The 21385-nt window shown below is 64.2% G+C and carries 17 protein-coding genes; 4 read left to right on the forward strand and 13 right to left on the reverse strand.

Annotation, left to right across the window (positions count from 1 at the left end):
* Positions 1 to 9 precede the first annotated feature (9 nt).
* The 6 genes from MTR64_RS18770 to MTR64_RS18795 form a co-directional block, all read right to left on the reverse strand.
* Positions 10 to 1215, reverse strand: a complete 1206-nt coding sequence (locus tag MTR64_RS18770; RefSeq protein WP_243996046.1) for a hypothetical protein — start codon at positions 1213 to 1215, stop codon at positions 10 to 12.
* A 337-nt stretch (positions 1216 to 1552) separates the two neighbouring features.
* Positions 1553 to 2767, reverse strand: a complete 1215-nt coding sequence (locus MTR64_RS18775; RefSeq protein WP_243996047.1) for a glycosyltransferase family 87 protein — start codon at positions 2765 to 2767, stop codon at positions 1553 to 1555.
* Positions 2768 to 2802: 35 nt separating this feature from the next.
* Positions 2803 to 3537, reverse strand: a complete 735-nt coding sequence (locus MTR64_RS18780; protein WP_243996048.1) for an SDR family oxidoreductase — start codon at positions 3535 to 3537, stop codon at positions 2803 to 2805.
* The gene (locus MTR64_RS18785) at positions 3534 to 4850 is read right to left on the reverse strand and encodes an FAD-binding oxidoreductase (RefSeq protein WP_243996050.1); all 1317 of its coding nucleotides are present in this window, start codon (positions 4848 to 4850) and stop codon (positions 3534 to 3536) included. The genes MTR64_RS18780 and MTR64_RS18785 overlap by 4 nt, the downstream gene beginning before the upstream one ends.
* Positions 4847 to 5287: a GtrA family protein gene (locus tag MTR64_RS18790; RefSeq protein ID WP_243996052.1), complete on the reverse strand. Its 441-nt coding sequence runs from the start codon at positions 5285 to 5287 to the stop codon at positions 4847 to 4849. The genes MTR64_RS18785 and MTR64_RS18790 overlap by 4 nt, the downstream gene beginning before the upstream one ends.
* Positions 5284 to 6597, reverse strand: a complete 1314-nt coding sequence (locus MTR64_RS18795; RefSeq protein WP_243996053.1) for a UbiA family prenyltransferase — start codon at positions 6595 to 6597, stop codon at positions 5284 to 5286. Before MTR64_RS18795 ends, MTR64_RS18790 begins: the two co-directional genes overlap by 4 nt.
* 213 nt (positions 6598 to 6810) lie before the next feature.
* On the opposite strand from MTR64_RS18795, the gene MTR64_RS18800 reads away from it, so the two are divergent.
* Positions 6811 to 8355 carry an AAA family ATPase gene (locus MTR64_RS18800; RefSeq protein ID WP_243996054.1) on the forward strand — a complete coding sequence of 515 codons (1545 nt, stop codon included), beginning with the start codon at positions 6811 to 6813 and terminating at the stop codon, positions 8353 to 8355.
* Between the two features lie 217 nt (positions 8356 to 8572).
* Here the strand turns inward: MTR64_RS18800 and MTR64_RS18805 are convergent, their stop codons facing one another.
* From MTR64_RS18805 to MTR64_RS18815, 3 genes are all read right to left on the reverse strand, one after another.
* On the reverse strand, positions 8573 to 9196 hold the full coding sequence (locus MTR64_RS18805; protein WP_243996056.1) for a twin-arginine translocation pathway signal protein: 624 nt from the start codon (positions 9194 to 9196) through the stop codon (positions 8573 to 8575).
* 147 nt (positions 9197 to 9343) lie between these two features.
* Positions 9344 to 12016, reverse strand: a complete 2673-nt coding sequence (acnA, locus tag MTR64_RS18810) for an aconitate hydratase AcnA (RefSeq protein ID WP_243996058.1) — start codon at positions 12014 to 12016, stop codon at positions 9344 to 9346.
* Between the two features lie 142 nt (positions 12017 to 12158).
* The gene (locus MTR64_RS18815; RefSeq protein WP_243996059.1) at positions 12159 to 13055 is read right to left on the reverse strand and encodes a DMT family transporter; all 897 of its coding nucleotides are present in this window, start codon (positions 13053 to 13055) and stop codon (positions 12159 to 12161) included.
* A gap of 163 nt (positions 13056 to 13218) precedes the next feature.
* Here MTR64_RS18815 and MTR64_RS18820 point away from each other — a divergent pair, with 163 nt between their 5' ends.
* Positions 13219 to 14652, forward strand: coding sequence for a L,D-transpeptidase family protein (locus MTR64_RS18820; protein WP_243996060.1), 1434 nt, complete (start codon positions 13219 to 13221; stop codon positions 14650 to 14652).
* 105 nt (positions 14653 to 14757) lie between these two features.
* Positions 14758 to 15042 (forward strand): hypothetical protein, encoded by a 285-nt coding sequence (locus tag MTR64_RS18825; RefSeq protein ID WP_243996062.1) that lies wholly within the window; start codon positions 14758 to 14760, stop codon positions 15040 to 15042.
* Positions 15043 to 15289: 247 nt separating this feature from the next.
* Here the strand turns inward: MTR64_RS18825 and recQ are convergent, their stop codons facing one another.
* Together recQ and MTR64_RS18835 are read right to left on the reverse strand one after the other, a co-directional pair.
* Positions 15290 to 17110 carry a DNA helicase RecQ gene (gene recQ, locus MTR64_RS18830; protein ID WP_268741023.1) on the reverse strand — a complete coding sequence of 607 codons (1821 nt, stop codon included), beginning with the start codon at positions 17108 to 17110 and terminating at the stop codon, positions 15290 to 15292.
* A 135-nt stretch (positions 17111 to 17245) separates the two neighbouring features.
* A complete protein-coding gene (locus tag MTR64_RS18835) occupies positions 17246 to 17812 on the reverse strand; it encodes an NUDIX hydrolase (RefSeq protein ID WP_243996065.1) in 567 nt (188 codons plus the stop codon).
* A 225-nt stretch (positions 17813 to 18037) separates the two neighbouring features.
* On the opposite strand from MTR64_RS18835, the gene MTR64_RS18840 reads away from it, so the two are divergent.
* Positions 18038 to 18196 carry a hypothetical protein gene (locus MTR64_RS18840; RefSeq protein WP_243996067.1) on the forward strand — a complete coding sequence of 53 codons (159 nt, stop codon included), beginning with the start codon at positions 18038 to 18040 and terminating at the stop codon, positions 18194 to 18196.
* 28 nt (positions 18197 to 18224) lie between these two features.
* On the opposite strand, the gene metH is transcribed toward MTR64_RS18840, so the two are convergent.
* A complete protein-coding gene (metH, locus tag MTR64_RS18845; RefSeq protein ID WP_243996068.1) occupies positions 18225 to 20828 on the reverse strand; it encodes a methionine synthase in 2604 nt (867 codons plus the stop codon).
* A 17-nt stretch (positions 20829 to 20845) separates the two neighbouring features.
* Positions 20846 to 21382 carry a GNAT family N-acetyltransferase gene (locus MTR64_RS18850; RefSeq protein WP_243996070.1) on the reverse strand — a complete coding sequence of 179 codons (537 nt, stop codon included), beginning with the start codon at positions 21380 to 21382 and terminating at the stop codon, positions 20846 to 20848.
* Positions 21383 to 21385 lie beyond the last annotated feature (3 nt).

The raw sequence follows: 21385 nt of genomic DNA on the forward strand, positions 1-21385 counted from the left end.
GTTCTCAAATCAAAGGGTTGTCGGAGCAGGAGCAGTGTCCTTGCCGTAGATGCGGAAGGTCTTGCTCCGCCGAAAATTAAACCTCTCCAGAATCTGGATGAGCGCGTGATTGTTTTCCAGTACCCAGCCTGCTTCCACCCAATGCCCCTTCAGTGCCTGATGACTGGCGATCAGTTCATCTACCAGCAGTGACGCTATCGCGGAACCGACTAGCGTTCCGCGCAGCCGATAGGCAACCCCGGTGATGATGATGCGCCCACTTTGGAAGCGATGATTGCATGCGCGCCACAGGATCTTGAGCCATTGCAGCGGACCGGGGGTGGGCGGAATGCCACGAGTCAGTTCGAACAGGTTCGGAATAAGCAGTGTCGCGGCGACTGGCACACCATCAAGTTCCACGATCTTGAAGGCTTCGCGCGGCACAAGCCATTTCATCAATTGATCAAGGCCAGCGAGATCAGCGGGGGCAAGCGGGATAAAGCCCCAATTGTCCCGCCAGCCGTCGTTATAGATATCGCAGAGGATCTGGATATCCGCGGCATAAGTGGCGCGTGAGGGATGCCGGACGGTGAGGTTGGGAATGCGCTTGGACAGCGCCGAATGGCCTTGCCGGATGGCCGGTGGGCCCTGATCCAGATCGAGGCGCCAGTTGTGCAGATCCCGCACCCGTGAGAAACCGAGGTGATCGAGATGCTCGCCGAGGTAGGGGGGATGCCAGGGGCACAATGTCATGGCAGGCTCGTTGGCTCCTTCGACAAGCAGTCCAGGCTCTTCGTTCATGTTCAGGGAGCAGGGGCCATACATGTACGTGCAGCCCTGCTCTTCCAGCCATTGGCGCGCTGCTTCCATTAGTGACGCAACTACTCGCTCGTCGTCGATTGCATCCAGGCAGCCGAACATTCCCGATCCGGAGGCAACGCCGATAGGGATCGTTTCGTCAATCTGTGCAGAGATGCGCCCTACCGACTGGCCATCAATCCGGGCAATCCAATAGCGTATTCTGGACCGCTTCCACGCCGCGCTTTGTTTGGGGTCGAGCATAAGGCCACGATCCATCCGCAGCGGTGCAACAAATGTATCGAATTTTGAGTATATTTGGGAAGGCAAATCTATGAATTCGCGGATATCACGCCGCGATGAAGCAATCTGGATTCTAAGCATTCGGATCTGCCAATCATCACCTCGCACGAACCGATTTTCTTCGGACAAATCCATGCGAGGCGACTGACTAGCCGAATAGGATATCCGGCCTATCATCCCAGCAGCAAATGTTGTGTCGTGGAAACTGCGGTGTGGGGACGCCTAAAGTAATGGCTCGCTTCTAAAAGGCAAATTCCATCTTTCAAGTGGAGATTGCCAGCATTTCAAAATTGTAAGGCGCTGCCAGTATGAATCTGATCCATTAACCGGGGCGTGGTATCCACTCGGCCAATGCCAGAAACCGCGAAATGGCCGTCGCGGCATACTCTTGCGCCCATTATGCCGCTTCAGGCCTGAACCCGCGACAGAGCTTCCTGTGTTGCATCAGCATTCCCCGGTTGATGAGAACACCTCATTCAGGGACCACTGCACCGGCAGCAGGCCAATTGGTGTGGGACCCGGTTGCATGATCATTGCTTCGGCACAGCAAACGGGCCGTGCGCCAGCACAGGAACACGAGCATCGGGGCAATCAAGGTAACTCCGGCGCTTTCGGCCCTTGTCTCTTCCGGCACGACCGCGCTCCACCCCAGACCGAAACCGCATACGAACCAGCTCATCAGAAGCAGCGACAGCACTTCCCATCCGCTGCACCGTTCCAGAAGATCGGGGATGACGAAGGCCAGCCCGACACCCAGGATCGTCAGGTCGTAGTCGTAGCCATAGGGGCTGACGAACAGGGATGCCGCGCAAGTGAGCGCGGCAAGATGGCGATAGGCCAGCCCACGCAGGCAGGCCCAGCCGAGCAGCCCGAGTGCGGCAAGGGCGCCGATGACCTGCAGCGCCATCGCGCCCGCAGCACCGAACCCGAGGGTGTAGGCTGCCGCATAGATCGAACTCATGCGGTAAAGGGGATAATAGCCCTGAGCCAGAAATCCACTCGCCTCGCGCACGGCGCTCCCGAAGTCGGACCATATGCCCATTCCATAGGCCCAGGTGGAAAGACCGAGCAGACTGAGGGCCACCGCAGCCGCGAGGCACAGCACCGGCCAGCGGCGCTGCAGCAAGGTGACAAGCCCAACGCCGGCGGCGAGATGCGGCTTGATGATCAGCAGCCCCAGCGGCAACCCGGCGGCCATCCGCTTGTCGCGGGAGACGAGGAGAAAAGACCCGATCAACCCGGCGATCAGAAAGCCGTTCTGCCCGGTTCTCAGATTGAGGATGACGGCCGGCATCACGGCGACGATCGCCGCCGGGAACGTCTCGCCTGCGATCCGGCGAAGAACCCACAGGTAAAATGCGAAACTCGACAGGGTGAAGAAGACAAAGGCCAGGCCGATGGGCAGGCTGGCCAGCCCCTGCATCATTAGCGTGAACGGTGGCGGATACGTCCAGGGCATGAAGCTCTGAGTGCCCGACGCCTCGCGCTGAGCCGTCAGCATGTCACGGATGTGGTAGGCCGCATTTGCCCGGCCGTCGGCCGCCAGGCGGCCGGCAATGTGGAAGGCATCGAAGTCTGTCAGGACCTTGTGTCGATCGAGCAGTTCGGGCGCCTGGAATAGCAAGGCCGACATCAGCGCCAGCACAAGCCCTGCGGCAATCAGGGCAAAGAGCAGCGGCCGGCTCACTGCGATCCGTCCGGCTGTCGGGGAGCGGCTTGGAGTCACAGCTGCGTTCCCTTGAAAACGCGCTCGGGCACGGAGCGGATGACGCCCATCACAAGCCGCCAGACCGGCTTCACATAGATGACGTCGCGTTTTTTCAAGACAGCCGCGAAAATGGCCTCGGCAACCCGGCCGGGTTCGGCGATCAGGCGGGCGGGGAGGTCCATGCCTTCGGTCATCCGGGTCCGCACGAAGCCGGGCAGGACCGTGAGCACATGGACGTTCTTCTTCGCCAGCCGGTTGCGCAGACCGGAAAGGAAGGCGGTGTACCCGGCCTTGGCCGAGCCGTAGACATAGTTGCTGGCCCGGCCGCGGTCGCCGGCGACGGAACTGATTCCGACGAGCGTTCCGCTGCCGCGCGCCTCGAAGCGTTCGGCGAGCAGCCCCGTGATCAGGGCCGGGCCTTCATAGTTGCTGCGCATGACGAGACTGGCCGCAGCCAGATCGCTCTGCGATGCCACCTGATCGCCCAGCAGTCCCACCGCGCAGATGGCGACTTGCGGCAGCACCGGAAGACTGTCGGCAAAGGCTTCGAAGGTATCGGCAGCCAGCAGGTCGAGTTCGTGCATTGTCACGCTGACGCCGTGGCGCAGGGCGATGTCCGCAGCATCGGCCTCAAGCTGGGCCACGTTGCGCGCGGCAAGCTGCACGCTGTACCCGGCAGTGGCAAAACGGTGGGCCGCCGCCAGGCCGATATCCGAGCGGGCACCGATCACGAGTACAGACGAAGTCACAGATTCAACCTTTCCGCCATGCTGGAGCGAAACGGGGTGAGGCCGCGCTGTTCGCGCAGCTGAGCAAAATCAAGGGTTCGCGGGTCCGAGGCCCGCAGAGTGGCAGCACTCATGCGCGCATCCTTGGCGAGGTAGAAGCGCCCGCCGTGATCGATGGTGATGGCATCCAGGCGTTCCATCAGTGCCAGCGCGTCCGGATTGACCGGGAAGTCGAGGGCAAGGGTATAGCCCTCGCGCGGGAACGAGATCGGGCCTTCGCTCGGCCCCATCCGCTTGAGCACGGCCAGGAAGGAACCCTGCCCGCTGGCGCTGATCGTGCGGAGCAGTTCGGTCAGACCCGCTTTCGCGCTCTCCAGCGGGATGACGCACTGGAACTGCGCGAAACCGCGCCTGCCGTAGATGCGGTTCCATTCCAGAAGCGCGTCGAGGGGATAGAAAAACCCGTCCCAGTCCACCAGCGCCTCGCCACGCTGCGCAACGGCGCGGTGGTAATAGAGCGCATTGAAGGCCCGCACGGTCAGGGAATTGAGGGCGATTTGCGCCGCATCGAACGGCACTTTGCGCATGCGCCGCCGCGGCGTGGCGAACGGGGCACCGCTCCGGGCGTCGAGTTCGTCCAGCCGTGCGTGCTCGCCGAGCATGAGCGAAGACCGTCCCAGCCCCTTGCCGCCATGCAGGCAGTCGATCCAGGCTACTGAATAGGTCGCCCCGGCATGTTCCTCGAACAGCGACATCGCCGTTTCGAGATCGGGTGCGGGCAGCGTCTGCTGGCGTATCCAGCCGCTCTCGACCGGACGCAGCCGGAAGGCCAGCCTCACAACAATTCCGGTCAGACCCATCCCGCCGATCGTCCACGCGAACAGATCGGCGTTCTCCTTCCGGCTGCAACGGCGGACTTCTCCATCTGCGCCGAGCAGGTCGATCCATTCGATGCAGCGCCCGAAGCTGCCGTCCTTGTGATGGTTCTTGCCGTGGACGTCGGCCGCGACCATGCCGCCCAGCGTCACGAACTTCGTGCCGGGCGTTACCGCAGGGAACCAGCCGCGCGGCAGGAAGACCGAGATCACGTCGGCCAGCAGGACCCCGGCTTCGGCGGCCAGTGTTCCGGTTTGCGCATCGAAGGAAAGGATGCGGTTGAACCGGCGCATGTCGGCCGTTCCTGTGCGGCTGATCGCACAGTCCCCGTATCCGCGCCCGTTGCCCCTTGCGATCAACGGTCCCTGCCGTGTCAGGGCCCGCAGGTCCGCTTCGGAGCGCGGATTATGGACAGTGCACTCCTGCCGGGGATACCGGCCCCAGCCCGACAGTATCACGGCGCCGTGCTCCAGCCTTGCTGACGGAATACGAACTTGCGATCGAGCCTGTACTTCACGACATAGCCGATAGACAGGCCGATGGCCGCACCGGCCTCGCGCGCGACCTGCGAGTGCCAGACCAGCCAGAACAGCGTTTCGGTGCCCCAGAATATCGCCGTCGTTGCCACCCCCATCAGCACATAGAGCGTGAACTGCCTGCCATGGGCCTGCAGGCCCTGCGTGCGGTCATGGAAGATCCAGCGCTTGTCGAGCACATACTTGAGCAGCAACCCGGTCAGGGTGCCAGCCGCCACCGCCGTGCAGTAAACGAGGATCGGTTCAAGCTGCGGCATGGTCCCTGCTCCGGTAAAGACGAGACGCTGCGTGGCAAGGTTCGCGAGCGTGGCGAGCACAGCGAAAGCGATATACCGGGCGGCAAGGACGTGCGGGCTCACAGGACCGTTCCGGCAACACCCAGAGCGAGGATACCAAGGCCGCAAAGCTGGCTCGTGCGGTCCCGGGCCGCGAACACGAGCGGATCGTCGTGCATCTCGCCGCGATGTGTGAGGATGGCGATACGGCTGTTCCAGAACAGCAGGATCAGGCAGACACCCCAGAGCATTTCGGGGCGGCTGTAGAGCTGCAGCACTGGCGCCGAATTGGCATAGAGCGCCAGCACCATCACCGAAACCATCCCCGAGGCAACCACGATGTTGCTGACAATGGCAAGGTCGTCGACATGGTACCCGCGGCCGTGCGCGGTCACCAGTCCCGAGGCAATGCCGTCAACCAGTTCCGCCTGACGCTTCACCGCTGCGAGCGAGAAGAAGAAGAAGATGGAAAAGGCCAGCAGCCAGACCGAACTCGGTATGCCCGTCGCCGCGCTGCCCGCCAGGATGCGCATGGTGTAGAGCACCGCGAGCATGCAGATATCGATGACCACCAGCCGCTTGAATTTGAACGAATAGGCCGTCGTGGCGGCGAAGTAGAGTGCCAGCATGCCCAGCAGTGCCAGGCCGGACATCATTGCAATCGCCACGCCCGCCACGGCCAGCGCCGGCACCATGACCGTCCCTTGTGCCAGACTGACCGCACCCGATGCCAGTGGCCGGTTCCGCTTGCGGGGATGGGCGCGGTCGGCATTGAGGTCCAGCAGGTCGTTGAGGACGTAAGTGCTGGACGCGATCAGGCTGAAGGCGATGAAGGCCAGCAGAGCCTGTGCGAAAGCCGCAAGCGTAAGGTGATGCGCGGCGATCATTGGCACGAAGATCAGGAAGTTCTTGAGCCACTGGTGCGGACGCACCAGCCGCAAGGCTGCCGGCACCCGGTTGAGGGACTTGTCCGGCGCGCTGGCCGCCGCCTTCAAGTCAGGCTCCAAAGCGGCACGCGACGGCACCACATTTTCGAATTCGGCATAGCGCCCCGGCCCATAGAGCGCGTCGAGGTGGCCATCGCGCTCCGCCTTTGGTCCGGAAATGTCATGAATCTCGTCGAACAGATCGAGGTGCGCGGCCACTGCCCGAGTGGCTTCGGTTTGCCCGTCAGAAACGAGCGCAACCCGTCCGCCCCGACGGCGCCATTCGCTCACTGACGCCAGGGCGTCATCACGATAGGCCAGCCTGGCGGGAGCCACCAGAGATGCCGCTTCCAGCCTTTTGCGAAAGCCTGGGCCTCCTTGCCTGCGCACCAGAACCTCGAGCGGCGCGGACCATCGGGCCGATGCCGCGGTCCAGAACGCCTCCAGCGTGCTGTCGGAACGCCGCACAATATCGCTCAGGTCAACAACAAGAATCCGACTCGTTGCATCCCAAACGCTAGCGTTCATCGCTGAATGCCCCTCGAAGAATACACACGCCACTGCAGTATGGCAGTATCACATGGCGAGAACAGAGTTAATTTATCACTAATCAAAGTGGATGGAAGGAAAGCTCGCCAGCGGCCCTCCTGTCGCTTATCTCTCACGGCGGAGGAGAACCCCGTGCGCGCTTGCGACGACCAGAGCGGAACCATAGACCTCCTGTCCAGGCCCGAAACCTATGGCCTTTCCGGTCCGGTCGAGCGGATAGACACCCACGCGGCCATGGTATTCCTTGCCGGTTGCCGGGCCTTCAAGCTCAAGCGCGCGGTGCGCTACCCCTATCTGGATTTCTCGACGGTGGACCGCCGCAAGGCCGTCTGCGACGCGGAACTGGCGCTCAACCGCCGGACCGCGCCGGACCTCTACCTCGCCGTGCAGCCGGTCGGGCGGCAGCCCGATGGCCGCCTGACGCTGGGTGAAGGCGTGCCGGTGGACTGGGTGGTGGTCATGCGCCGTTTTGCGCCCGAATGCCTGCTTGATGCCATGGCTGGGCAGGGGCCGCTGGAACCGGGCCTGATCCGCGATCTGGCCGATGGCATTGCGGCATTCCATGACACAGCGGACATCGTGCAGGGCCCCGGCGCCGACCGGGTGCGCGCTGTGATTGACGGCAACCGCGCGAGCATGGCGGCGCTGCCCGAGGACCTGCTGCCCGCCGCCATGTGCGACCAGCTCCATCGCCGCAGCCTTGCGGTTCTCGAAACACTGGCCCCCCTGTTGGACAAGCGCGGGCAAAGCGGTCACGTTCGGCACTGCCACGGAGATCTGCACCTTGCGAATATCTGCCTGTGGCAGGGCCAGTCGACGCTGTTCGACTGCCTGGAATTCGATCCCGAACTGGCGACTACGGACGTTCTCTACGATCTCGCTTTCCTGGTCATGGATATGTGGCAGCGCGGCCTCCATGCCGGGGCCTCGCTGCTGTTCAACCGCTATTGCGACATGCGCGCGGAAAGCGATGGCCTTGCCGCGATGCCGCTCTTCCTCTCGATGCGGGCCGCAGTGCGTGCCCACGTCAATGCAAGCGCCGCCGCACGGCAGTCCGGCGACAGGCAGCGCGCGGAAAAGGCCAATGCAGCACGCGGCTATCTCGAAGCTGCGCTTGCCTTCCTCGACCGCAAACCGCCCCGGTTGATCGCGGTCGGTGGCCTCAGCGGCACGGGTAAATCGACGCTGGCGGGCCATCTTGCGCCACTGTGCGGCGCTGCGCCCGGCGCGCGATGGCTGCGCAGCGATGTGCTGCGCAAGCGGCTGGCCGGTCTCCCGCCCGAACAGACGTTGCCTCCCGAAGCCTATGCGCGCGAGCGCAGCGCAGAGGTGTACCGGACACTGACGGAAGTGGCGCGGCGCACACTGGCATCGGGGATGGATGTGATCGTTGATGCTGTCTTTGCCGATCCTGCAGAGCGCGATGCTGCCGCCGACGTCGCGGCACAATGCGGCGTGGCGTTTACTGGCCTGTGGCTCGAAGCCCCGGCCAGCGCCATGCGCGAGCGGGTGGGCGCGCGGCGTGGCGATGCGTCCGATGCCAATGCCGCTGTGGTCGACCGCCAGCTCGGCTATGATCTCGGCGGTCTTGGCGCATGGCGGCGGATCGATGCCGGAGGATCGCCGGATACCGTCCTGAGGGCGGCACTGGAGCAGCTACACGACAGCGGGAGTTGAAACCGGCAAATGAACTGGCACGCAACCCACGCGCCAATGCAGTGAAAGAATGGGCGATGTGGCGTGCTGCTGCGACGGAATGTGTGAAACAGGCCTGTGCCAAGTGTTGGTGGCAGGGCTTCAACGACGTTGAGGTCCTCGCGGTTTCTCGCCCGGCACTGCCCGCTGGCGATATCATTCGCGCATGCTGTGGCCGGCTACAGGGCAGCAGGAGCTCCTACGATCCCGCAGGGTCTTTCGCGGCGACCAGGTCCTCCCAGTCCGCCCAATCGATCGATCGTCCGGGATAGGCGACGCCTGCGAAGGGCCAGTCCGCCTTGATCCACTGCGTTACCCAGCCGTAGAGTTCGTCCTCGAAGCCTGCGTCGTATTCGGCCTTGGTCACCCACATCCTGACCACGGCGTCATAGCCGGCGACGGGGCTTGGACGAACATAGACGCAGCCACGCTCGCGAAGGCCATCGGGCGTCAGCACGGCGTAGGCGAAGGACTTGCGGCTGGCGAAGCGGGCCTGTTCGGTCTCCATGTCCTTGATGGTATCCGCGTCCGTGATGCCCTCGTGCGGCCAGGACGGGCTGCGGCTGAAGGTCTTCTGCAGGTGCTCGACGGACGACATGTAGGCATCGTAGTCGATCCGGGCGAGGCTGGGGCCCAGCGGCACGAGCTTGAAGCCCTTGGCCTCGGCCAGCGTCGGAACGGCGAAACCGGCCGGGACGAAGGGGGACTTGGCCGGGACTTCCGAAGGGACGGGAGCCTCCGGAGATACCTCTGCAAGCGCCGGACGACCAGCCATGGCCAGTACGATCAACGCCAGACCAGCGCCTGCGACCTTCGAATTCATTACGCGCACTCCTGCCGCGGGACCGCCGTCCGCATTCCCGCCGGGCGGGACTGTAGGCAGCAGCCCTGCACTCCTGCAAGCGCCAACGAAAAACCCCGGCCCGCGCGCGGCGGGACGGGGTTTTTCAAACCGTCAGTCTGGCTGCGGTCAGGCGGCCAGCTTGCGCAGCACGTACTGCAGGATGCCGCCGTTCATGAAATACTCGACTTCGTTGGCGGTATCGATGCGGCACAGCGCGGTGAAGGTGAACTTCGAGCCGTCAGCCTTGGTGACTTCGACTTCGACGTCCTGCTGCGGCTTGAGATCCGCGACACCCTTGATGGTGAAGCTGCAATCGCCGTCGAGGCCGAGCGAGGTGCGGGTCTGGCCGTCCTTGAACTGGAGCGGCAGCACGCCCATGCCGACGAGGTTCGAGCGGTGGATGCGCTCGAAGCTCTCGACGATGACCACGCGCACGCCCAGCAGGTTGGTGCCCTTGGCCGCCCAGTCGCGGCTGGAGCCGGTGCCGTATTCCTTGCCCGCGACGACGATCATCGGGGTGCCGGCGGCCTTGTGCTTCATCGCGACGTCATAGACGGCGCCAACTTCGTCGCCGAAGCGGCTCATGCCGCCTTCGATGCCGGGGACCATCTCGTTCTTGATGCGGATATTGGCGAAGGTGCCGCGCATCATGACTTCGTGGTGGCCACGGCGCGCGCCGTAGGAGTTGAAGTCGGCCTTGGCGACCTGGTGCTCCATCAGCCACTGGCCTGCCGGGCTGTCGGCCTTGATCGAACCGGCCGGCGAGATGTGGTCGGTGGTGATCGAGTCGCCCAGGATGAGGAGCGGCTTGGCCTCGATGATGTCCGAAACCGGCGCCGGGGTCATTTCCATGCCCTCGAAGTAGGGCGGGTTGGCGACATAGGTCGAACCGGCGCGCCACGAGTAGGTGTCCGAACCGACGACGTCGATCGCCTGCCAGTGCGCGTCGCCCTTGTAGACGTCGGCATAGCGGGCCTGGAACATGGCGCGGTCCATGCAGGTCGCCATGGTGTCATAGACTTCCTGATTGGTCGGCCAGATGTCCTTGAGGAACACGTCCTGACCGTCCTTGCCGGTGCCGATCGGGGTGGTGATGAAGTCTTCGATCACCGTGCCCTTGAGCGCATAGGCGACAACCAGCGGCGGCGAGGCGAGGAAGTTCGCGCGCACGTCGGGCGAGACGCGGCCTTCGAAGTTGCGGTTGCCCGAGATCACGGCGGCGGCGACGAGACCGTTCTCGTTGATCGCCTTGCTGATCGGCTCGGCGAGCGGGCCGGAGTTGCCGATGCAGGTGGTGCAGCCGTAGCCGACGAGGTTGAAGCCGACATTGTCGAGGTGCGGCTGGAGGCCGGCCTTCTCGAGGTAGTCGGTGACGACCTGCGAGCCCGGTGCCAGCGAGGTCTTGACCCAGGGCTTGGGCTTCAGGCCGAATTCGTCGGCTTTCTTGGCGACGAGACCGGCGGCGACCAGCACGCCCGGGTTCGAGGTGTTGGTGCACGAGGTGATCGCGGCGATCATCACGTCGCCGTCACCCAGGTCGAAGTCCTTGCCTTCGACCGGAACGCGGGTCTGGGCCTTCTTGTAGACTTCGGCCATGTCCTTGTTGAACACGTCGTCGACCTCGGGAAGGGCGACCCAGTCCTGCGGGCGCTTCGGACCGGCGAGCGAGGGCACGACGGTCGAGAGGTCGAGTTCGAGGGTGGACGAGAAAACCGGCTCGGGGTTCGACGGGTCCATCCAGAAGCCCTGCTCCTTGGCATAGGCTTCGACGAGGGCGATCTGGTCTTCCTCGCGGCCGGTGAGGCGCAGGTAGTCGAGCGTCTTGTCGTCGATGCCGAAGAAGCCGCAGGTGGCGCCGTATTCCGGGGCCATGTTGGCGAGCGTCGCACGGTCGGCGAGGGTCAGGCCGGCGAGGCCCGGGCCGTAGTATTCGACGAAGCGTCCGACCACGCCGTGCTTGCGCAGCATCGAGGTGCAGGTCAGCACGAGGTCGGTGGCGGTGACGCCTTCCTTCAGTTCGCCGGTGAACTTGAAGCCGACGACTTCAGGGATGAGCATCGAGACCGGCTGGCCGAGCATCGCGGCTTCCGCCTCGATGCCGCCGACGCCCCAGCCCAGCACGCCGAGGCCATTGACCATGGTGGTGTGGCTGTCGGTGCCGACGCAAGTGTCGAAGTAGGCGACGGTTTCGCCGTTCTGGTCCTTCGAGGTCCACACCGACTGGGCGATGTTCTCGAGGTTGACCTGGTGGCAGATGCCGGTGCCCGGGGGCACGGCGTAGAAGTTGGCAAGCGACTTGGAGCCCCACTTGAGGAAGTCGTAGCGCTCCATGTTGCGCTGGTATTCGATCTCCATGTTCTCTTCGAACGCCTTGGGATGACCGAATTCGTCGACCATGACCGAGTGGTCGATTACGAGGTTCACGGGAACCAGCGGATTGATCTTGCTGGTGTCGCCGCCGAGCGAGGCGATCGCGTCGCGCATCGCGGCCAGGTCGACAACGCAGGGCACGCCGGTGAAGTCCTGAAGAAGAACGCGCGCGGGGCGGTACTGGATTTCCTCGCCGGTGGTGGGGTTCTTCTGCCAGTCGGCAATCGCCTGGACGTCGGCGGTGGAAACGGTGAAGCCGCCGTCTTCAAAGCGGAGCAGGTTCTCGAGCAGGACCTTCATCGAGAAGGGCAGCTTCGAGATGTCGCCGATCTTCTCCGAGGCTTTCTTGAGCGAGTAGTAAGCGACGGTCTTGCCGCCGACGGTCATGGTGCTGCGCGTGCCGAGCGTGTCCTGTCCGACCTGGGTCATGGTGGGCAATTTCCCCTTCTTTGTGGAGCTTGCCGGGCTGGCGCGGCGATCGCTGGCAGAGCCTGATCGTGTTGCAGTGCGACAAGCGGATTCGACGCGCCCGCCGATGCGCGCTCAGCAGCAGAACGTCAAGGGGGCGGGCCTAGACTATCGTCCTGTTGCGCTGCTTTTTGGTGGCGATCCAGCATCCCAGAACGATCAGCATGGCCCCGGCCAATGTCGCCGGTTCGACGCTTTCACCAAAGAACAGCCAGCCGAACAACGCGGCCCAGAGGAAACCGGTGTATTCGACAGGGACCAGAACCTGCGCCTCCGCACGGGCATAACCCCAGGACAGGAACAGCAGAGCGGAAGTCGCTAGTGCTGCCCCAAGCAGGATCACGCGCAAGCTCATGGCGTCGGGCCAGACCGCGAACCACGGCGAAAAACACAGGAAAATCAAGGCAACGATGCCGTTCTGGAACAGGGCGATCTCGACCGGCCCGGCGAGCAGCGCCTGCTTGCGCTGGTAGACCAGATTGACTGCATAGAACATCGCCGAGCACAGGATGGCCACCGTGCCCCGGATCGCATCCGGCGAATAGGTGCCCGAGCCGAAGCGGCCCCAGCCGATCACCACTACGCCGATCACGCCGAGCAGCGAGGCCGTGATCGCCTGCGGGCGGATTTTTTCGCCCAGCATCACCGACGCGAAATAAAGTGCCACGATCGGAGCGATGAAGGAAATGGCAATGCCTTCCGCCAAAGGGATCCTCACGAGGCCATAGAAGAAGAGTGTGGCCATGGCCGCCGTCATGGCCGAGCGCGTGGCATGCACCTTCAGCACCGCGCGACTGGGCAGAGGGCAGCCGACGGCCAGCCACAGCGGCACCGTCAGCACCGTGCCGAAGACATTGCGCAGGAGCAGGGCCGTGAACACGCCGGTGGCGATCGAGGCGCCCTTGATCGCCGCGTCCATCGCACTGAACGTCCCGATCCCCGCAACGACGGACAGAACGGGCAGCCAGGGGGAGGAAGGCGGGAACGTTTGAGCGCGCATGACGTTGTGCCTCTTGCCCGGCGGAAAGTTGTGCGCAAGCAATTCATCACAGCGACAGGACGAATGCTTGAAGATCGCCGGACGAAGGAGCACATCGGCAGCGCTCCGGGGGCTGCCCGTATTGGCAGCCCGATTGCAGGAAACAGGGCAGGTTTTAAGGGAAATGGCGAAATTCAAGCGGTTCGGTTCCGGCATGGTGTCGGCTTTGGTGGCACTGGGTCTCCCGGTGGAGCCGGTGCTGGCCGAAAAGGCGAAGTCCGGCGAACCGGAAAGCATCCTTCCCGAGGCCCAGCCGGCAGATCCGGTGCAGCCGATACCGGAGGGCACGCCCGCTCCGGCGCCTGCAACCGCACCTTCCGGCGCTCCGGCATCGCCCGATGTGAAAATCGTCGCGGAGCCGGTCGTCCAGGAACTCGTGGTGTCCGAACCGGTGATGCCGTGGACCCTTGCCGACGCCAATGCTTTGCTCTCGACCATCGAATATATCGGCAAGGAAGGCCTGGTCCCCGCAGATTACCAGCCTGCCGCGCTCAAGGCGGCGATTGCCAAGGGCGAAGGTGACGATCTCGATACCTTGGCCAGCCGCGTCTTCGGCTGGCTGATCGAGGACTTGCGCGACGGCCGCACGCCAATGAAGGACCGCGTCCAGTGGTTCGCCGTCGATCCCGATCAGGACGCAATGCCGACCGCCCAGATCATGGCGCAGGCGCTGTCCGATCATGACGTGCCCGGTGTCGTCGATGCGCTGGCGCCGACCAACCCGGGCTATGCCGCGCTCAAGGCTGAATTCAATGCCACGCCCATGACGGACAAGGCCAAGCGCGCCCTGATCCAGGCCAACATGGACCGCTGGCGCTGGCTCAGGCACGATCTTGGCGACGTCTACCTGATTACCAATATTCCCGAATTCCAGCTGCGGCTGGTGGTGAAGAACAAGATCATCCGCACATACAAGACGGTGGTCGGCAAGCCGGGCCGCACTGCGACCCCGCAGCTTGCCGAGACGGTGAGCGCGGTCGTCTTCAACCCCACCTGGACGGTGCCGCAGTCGATCGTGAAGGGCGAGGGGCTGGGCGCGAAAGTGCTCGCCAATCCAACCTGGGCGCGCAACGCGGGCTACAAGGCGGTCAAGGCAGAGGATGGCACGGTCTACGTCGTCCAGCAGCCCGGGCCAACCAATTCGCTGGGGCTGATGAAGATCGACATGCCCAATGAGCATGCGATCTACCTGCATGATACGCCGTCCAAGCAGTATTTCGACCGCGACGTGCGCGCGTTCAGCCACGGCTGCATCCGCACCGAGCGTGCGGTGGAACTGGGCATGACGATGGCGATCCTCGGCGCGCAGATGCCGGCGGTGGAAGCTGCGGATATCTCGCGCTCGGGCAAGTACACCAAGGTCGCGATGACCCGGACTTTTCCGGTCTATCTGACCTATTTCACGTATGCGCGTTCGATCGATGGCGAGCTTCAGCCCTTCAATGACATCTATGGCCGGGACAAGCCGGTTCTCGACAGCTTCGCGTCGCCGCGCGAATTGAAGACCACGCAGCGGAAGAGCGACGAGGAAGTGATCCAGCTCGACAACCCGCTCTGAGGATCAGGCGGCAACGCGCCGGCGATTGTCCGGCGTCGAGCCTTGCGGAGATTCAGGGAGAGCCCCACTTTGGACGTTCCCCCGAGCCAAGCCAGAGGACCAGCCATGACCGGAAAAGCCGCCAGCCGCATCGAGGAAGCGACCGCGCGCGTCATCGAACTGGAAGCTGAACTGGAGGCTGCGGGCAGCGCCACGACCGAGGAGGCGCAACTCGCCCGCGCCAAGGAAATCCTGCACGCCTGGGTGGACAGCGTGACCGCCGTCGTCGCGACGCCGGGCGTCGGCCGCGCGGTACTGATCCACGACAACGGTACCGAATCGCGCATTGCTTCGCCCGATCTGCCGTTCAAGCTGGCGGTGCCGATTACCTTTACCAAGCGCGAGGGGTAAGGGCGCGATTGTGCCTGCCAAGCGCTAGGGGCGATTGAAAAACCAGCGTGTCAGTCTGTAAATGAGTAAGGCAAACACGATGATGAGCGGCAAGGTTCCTCCAATGAGGAGCGATCTCAGCCGTTGCATTTTATAATCTGGCGTTGGTGCGGAGAGATATTCCTTAAGCCAATAGGCACACCAAGCAATTAGGGTGAGAACACCGGCAAGCCTTGCCATTTTTTGCATGGCTTCAACCCTAACCCGATCAGAACTGCCTGATCACGTGCAGGAACTCTTCCCCGTAAGTATCCAGCTTGCGTGCGCCCACACCGCCGATTTCGCCGAGTTCCGCCAGTGACGAGGGCCGGGCCTGCGCCATCTCGCGCAAGGTGGAATCGTGGAAGATGACATAGGGCGGCACGCCGGCGTCCTTCGCCAGATCGCGGCGCAGTTCGCGCAGGGCGTCGAACAGCGGATCGCCCACAGGGTTGGCTCCGCCATCGGCACCACCCCGGCGGCGCCGTTCCTTCTTCGGCGGGCGCACGATCATCACTGCGGCATCGCCTTTCAGGATCGTACGGGCATCTCCGCCGAGCGCCAGTCCGCCGTGTTCTGTAGGCACGAGGCTGCCGCGGGCCTGCAGCGCGCGGGCGAGGGCCTTCAATAGCGGCTTTTCTTCCTCGCGCAGGATGCCGAAGACCGAGAGCTGGTCATGCCCGCGCTGAAGCACGCGGTCGTCGCTCACCCCGCAGAGCACCTTTTCGAGATGACCGAAGCCATAGCTCTGTCCGGTGCGGTAGACCGCCGAGAGCAGTTTCTGGGCGATCGTGGTCGCGTCGATCACGTCGGCGGGTTCGAGGCAGTTGTCGCAGTTGCCGCAGCGGGCGGAGGGCTCCTCGCCGAAGTGGCGCAGCAGCACGGCGCGGCGGCAGTCGGCGGTCTCGACGAGGCCGGCCAGTGATTCGAGCCGCTGGCGCTCGTTCTGCTGGCGTTGCGGATCGACTTCGGACAGGCGCTGGCGGGCGCGGGCGAAATCGTCGGCGCCCCAGAACATGACCGCCACGGACGGATCGCCGTCGCGTCCGGCGCGGCCGGTCTCCTGATAATAGCCCTCGATCGACTTGGGTATGCCCGCATGCGCGACGAAGCGCACGTCGGGCTTGTCGATGCCCATGCCGAACGCGACGGTGGCGACCATCACCATGTCCTCGCTGGCGACGAAGGCCGCCTGATTGCGCGCGCGTACCTCGGGCGGCAGCCCGGCGTGGTACGGCAGCACGCGGCGGCCGGTGGCGGAAGCGAGGCTCTCCGCCAGTTGCTCGACGCGGGCGCGGGTGGGGGCGTAGATGATACCGGGACCGGGGTTCTCGTCGAGCACCGCCTTCAATTGCCGCATCGCATTGTCGCGCGGGCGGATGGTGTAGCGGATGTTCGGGCGGTCGAACCCGGCGACGATCAGCCCGTCTTCGGCAATGCCGAGCTGGGCGAGGATGTCCGTGCGGGTATGATGGTCCGCAGTGGCCGTCAGCGCGAGGCGCGGGACTTGCGGGAACATGTCCAGCAGCGGCTTCAGCAAGCGGTAGTCGGGCCGGAAATCGTGGCCCCATTCGGAGACGCAGTGCGCCTCATCGATGGCGAAGAGGGCGATCCGGGACTGCGAGAGCAGCTCGCGGAAATGCGGCTGGCTGGCGCGTTCGGGGGCGACGTAGAGCAGGTCCAGCTCTCCGGCGCGGAAGCGGTCCATGGTCTCGCCCCGGTTCTCGTCGGCGCTGGTAAGCGTGGCGGCGCGGATGCCGTTAGCCGTCGCCGAGCGCAACTGGTCGTGCATCAGCGCGATCAGCGGCGAGACGACGACGCAAGTGCCCGGCAGCAGCACGGCGGGAAGCTGGTAGGTCAGCGACTTGCCCGCGCCGGTGGGCATCACCGCGAGCGTGGACTGCCCCTGCAGCACGCGCCCGACCACCTGATCCTGCACGCCGCGAAAGCCGGGAAAGCCGAAGACATCGTGGAGCGCCTGTGACACGGCCTCGGGCGAGGGCGGTTCAGCGGGGGTAAAATCGAATGCGGGCGCCCATGCGTCCATCATGTCCGCATCGGGTTCGCCGTAGAATGTCGTCTCGTAGGGCCAGTCGTCTTCGTTCACTGCGCGATTATGGCAGAGCCTTGCCCCCTTGGAAAACCCCTGTGGCCAAGGGTTGCACCGTTTTCATCCGGCCCGCCGTCAGGCCCAGAGTTCGGGGTGCCGCAGCAGCAGCGCCTGCGCGAGGATCAGCGTCTTGGCATCGGTCAGGGTGCCGTCCATGACCATGGCGCGCAAGCGGTCGAGCCCGACCTCGTGAACGGTGATGCACTCGTTTTCATGATGTGCGCCACCGCCTGCGGCCACGCGATTCTCCGGGCCATACTCCGCCAGATACAACGTGAGGCGCTCGGTTGAGACAGGAGGCAGGGGCCAGATCGTCGAGACGAGTTCGAATGCGGCAAGGCGCAGGCCACCTTCCTCCATGGCCTCCTCGACGATCCGCTCTTCGGGTGACGCACCGTCCAGACCGCCGGCGATGGCTTCCAGCAGCGGCGGTTCGCCGGCAGCCAGAACGGCGGCGCGGGGCTGGTCGATCAGCATGCAGACCCGCCTGCCCGGATCGTAAGGCAGGACTGCCACTGCCGAACCGTTGTCGAGCAAATGGCGTTCTCCGGTGCTGCCATCGGGCATGGCAATCTGAATCTGGAAGAACTTGTACCAGCCGTCATAGACGAGCGTGCGGGAAAAAATCTGCGCAGCATTCATGGCTGCTGGGATATCGGATGGTGGCGATGTTGCAAGTGCGAAGGTGCCATATGGCGCGCTGATCAAGATTCGCGTTGCCAGACGGCCCCTCGCTGCGGCGTGTGACGAAAGTCACAAGGCCCCTGTGCCGCACCACACGGACGCCAGGGCAGCAAGAAGGCATGATCACTGCATCGAAACGATAACCGGACCGCAAGCGCCGGGTGATGCGAGGGAAAAACGATCATGGAACCGACTGCTGGCAAGCTCTTTGGATTGATTGGTGATGCCGTTCGTCTGGCCGCTGGCATGGTGGCGCAGCAGCCGCTCACGGCACCGATGCCTTACCGGCAGCCGCAGGCAGTTGCGGTTCTTGGAGGCATGCAGCACCGCGCTGCGTGTTGAGAAGCCTCCCGATTGGCATATTCGGGTTCTAATCCAGGTTTGGCCTCAGCCAGCGTTCCGCCGTCTGCAGCTCCACACCGCGCCGTCCGGCATAGTCCTCGAGCTGGTCCCGGCCGATCCGGGCGACGCCGAAGTACTGGCTTTCCGGATGCGCGAAATAGAACCCCGAGACAGCCGCCGTGGGCAGCATCGCCTGGCTTTCGGTCAGCACGATCCCGGCATTGTCCGTGGCCTTGAGCAGGTCGAACAGGATCGGCTTTAGCGAGTGGTCCGGGCAGGCCGGATAGCCCGGTGCCGGGCGGATGCCGCGGTATTCCTCGCGGATCAGCGCTTCGTTGGTGAACTGCTCGTCCGGTGCGTAACCCCATAGCGTGGTACGCACATGCTGGTGCAGGCGCTCGGCGAAGGCCTCGGCGAAGCGGTCGGCCAGCGCTTTCAGCAGGATGTCCGAGTAGTCGTCGTGGCCCGCCTTGAAACGTTCGAGGTGCGGATCGATGCCGTGGATGCCGACCGCGAAGCCGCCCAGCCAGTCATTCTCGGTATCGACGAAGTCCGACAGGCAGAAGTTGGCACGGCCGCGCGATTTCTTGAACTGCTGGCGAAGGAACGGCAGGCGCGTTCCGTCTTCGAGCAGCACGTCGTCGCCCTCGCGGTGCGCGGGCCAGAAGGCGCAGACGCCTTTCGCGGCCAGCCACTTTTCCGAGATGATCTTTTCCAGCATCGCCTTGGCGTCGGCGAAGAGATTGCGGGCGCTTTCGCCGACCACTTCGTCATCGAGGATGGCGGGATAGGTGCCCGCGAGTTCCCATGCGCGGAAGAACGGCGTCCAGTCGAAGGTCTCGACCAGATCGGCGAGGTCCCAGTCCTCGAACACGTGCAGGCCGGGCTTGACCGGCGCCGGGGCCTTCTGCGCGAAGTCGGGCGCGAAGGCATTGGCGCGGGCATCGGCGATGGGCAGCAGGTCCGACTGGCCCTTGCCTTCGCGCGCGATACGCACCTTTTCGTAGTCGATCGCGACTGACGCCTTGAAGCCTTCGGCCTGCGTGTCAGAAAGCAGCTGCGAGGCGACGCCCACCGCGCGGCTTGCGTCGAGCACGTGGACCACGGTGCCTTCATAGGCCGGATCGATGCGCAGCGCGGTGTGGACTTTCGATGTCGTGGCGCCACCGATCAGCAGCGGGATGGTCATCTCGGCGCGCTGCATTTCCTCGGCCACGGTTACCATCTCGTCGAGCGAGGGGGTGATGAGGCCGGAGAGGCCGATGATGTCGACCTGCTCTTCCTTGGCTGTGTCGAGGATCTTCGACCACGGCACCATGACGCCAAGGTCGATCACTTCGTAGCCGTTGCACTGCAGGACCACGCCGACGATGTTCTTGCCGATGTCGTGAACGTCGCCCTTCACGGTGGCCATGATGATGCGGCCCTTGGCCTTGGAGTTCGCGTCCTTTTCCGCCTCGATGAAGGGGATCAGGTGCGCGACCGCCTTCTTCATCACGCGCGCGGATTTCACCACCTGCGGCAGGAACATCTTGCCCGAACCGAACAGGTCGCCGACGACGTTCATGCCGTCCATCAGCGGGCCTTCGATCACTTCGATCGGGCGGCCTCCGGCTTCGGCGGTGGCGGCGCGCATTTCCTCGGTGTCCTCGACGATCCAGGCATCGAGGCCCTTGACCAGCGCGTGTTCGATCCGCTTGGCGACCGGATAGCCGCGCCATTCCTCGGCGGCCTTTTCCTCGGCCACCGACTTGCCCTTGAAGCTCTCGGCCAGCTCGATGAGCCGTTCCGTGGCATCCGGGCGGCGCATCAGGATCACGTCCTCGCAGGCATCGCGCAGGGCGGGGTCGATCTGGTCGTAGACGTCGAGCTGTCCGGCGTTGACGATCGCCATGTCGAGCCCGGCGGGAATCGCGTAGTAGAGAAACACCGAGTGCATCGCGCGGCGCACCGTCTCGTTGCCGCGGAACGAGAACGAGAGGTTGGACAACCCGCCCGAGAAGTGGACGTGCGGGCAGGCCTCGCGGATTTCCTTCACCGCTTCGATGAAGTCGAGCGCGTAGCGGTCATGCTCCTCGATGCCGGTGGCGACGGCGAAGACGTTGGGGTCGAAGATGATGTCTTCGGGCGGGAAGCCGATGCCGGTCAGCAGCTTGTAGGCGCGGGTGCAGATTTCGACCTTGCGTTCCTTGGTGTCCGCCTGCCCGGTCTCATCGAAGGCCATCACGACCACGGCGGCACCATAGGCCATGCACTTGCGTGCCTGCGCCAGAAACGGCTCTTCGCCTTCCTTCATCGAGATCGAATTGACGATCGGCTTGCCCGAAACGCACTTCAGGCCTGCCTCGATCACCTCCCACTTGGAACTGTCGACCATCACCGGCACGCGGGCGATGTCCGGCTCGGCGGCGATCAGCTTGAGGTAGGTGGTCATGGCATGAACGGCGTCGAGCAGGCCTTCGTCCATGTTGACGTCGATGACCTGCGCGCCATTCTCCACCTGCTGGCGGGCGACTTCGATCGCGGCGGGGTAGTCGCCGGCCATGATCAGCTTCTTGAACTTTGCCGAGCCGGTGACGTTGGTACGCTCGCCGATGTTGACGAAGCGGGCAGAGGAGGGTGTCGCGGTCATTATGGAATCTCGTTGAATCAGAGGGCCGGTGCGGCTTCGAGGGGCCGCGCCAGCACGAAGTCGTCATGCTCGACAGAGCCGACGAGGAACCGGCGCGTGCCGATCGTCTCGAAGCCCTGTCGTCGATAGAAGGCGAGTGCCCGGGTATTGTGCGAATTGACCCCGAGCAGAAGGCGGCGATGGCCTTGCGCGGCTTCGACGGCCGTGGCCATCAGCGCCGCGCCCAGGCCGGTGCCCTGCATGCGGGTGAGCGTGTAGATGCGCTTGAGTTCGATGTCGCCCGGCTCGGCGCTGTCCAGTTCGGGCGGCGTCAGCATGGCATAGCCGACCGGCGAGTGGGTGCCTTCGGCTTCCGCCAGCCAGATCCTGGCCCCCTTTTTCAGGAAGCGGCGATAGGCATCGGCGCTGTGCTCGCCGCTGCAGAATGCCAGCATGTCCTCGCGCTGGAGCAGCCCTGCATAGGTTTCGAGGATCGTCGCCGCGCCTACCAGCGCGACGGCGTCCACATCATCGGGTCCGGCCTCCCGGATATGCCAGGCGGAAACGTCGAACATCGA

This window comes from Novosphingobium album (ex Hu et al. 2023) (assembly GCF_022832385.1).
GTDB lineage: Bacteria > Pseudomonadota > Alphaproteobacteria > Sphingomonadales > Sphingomonadaceae > Novosphingobium > Novosphingobium album.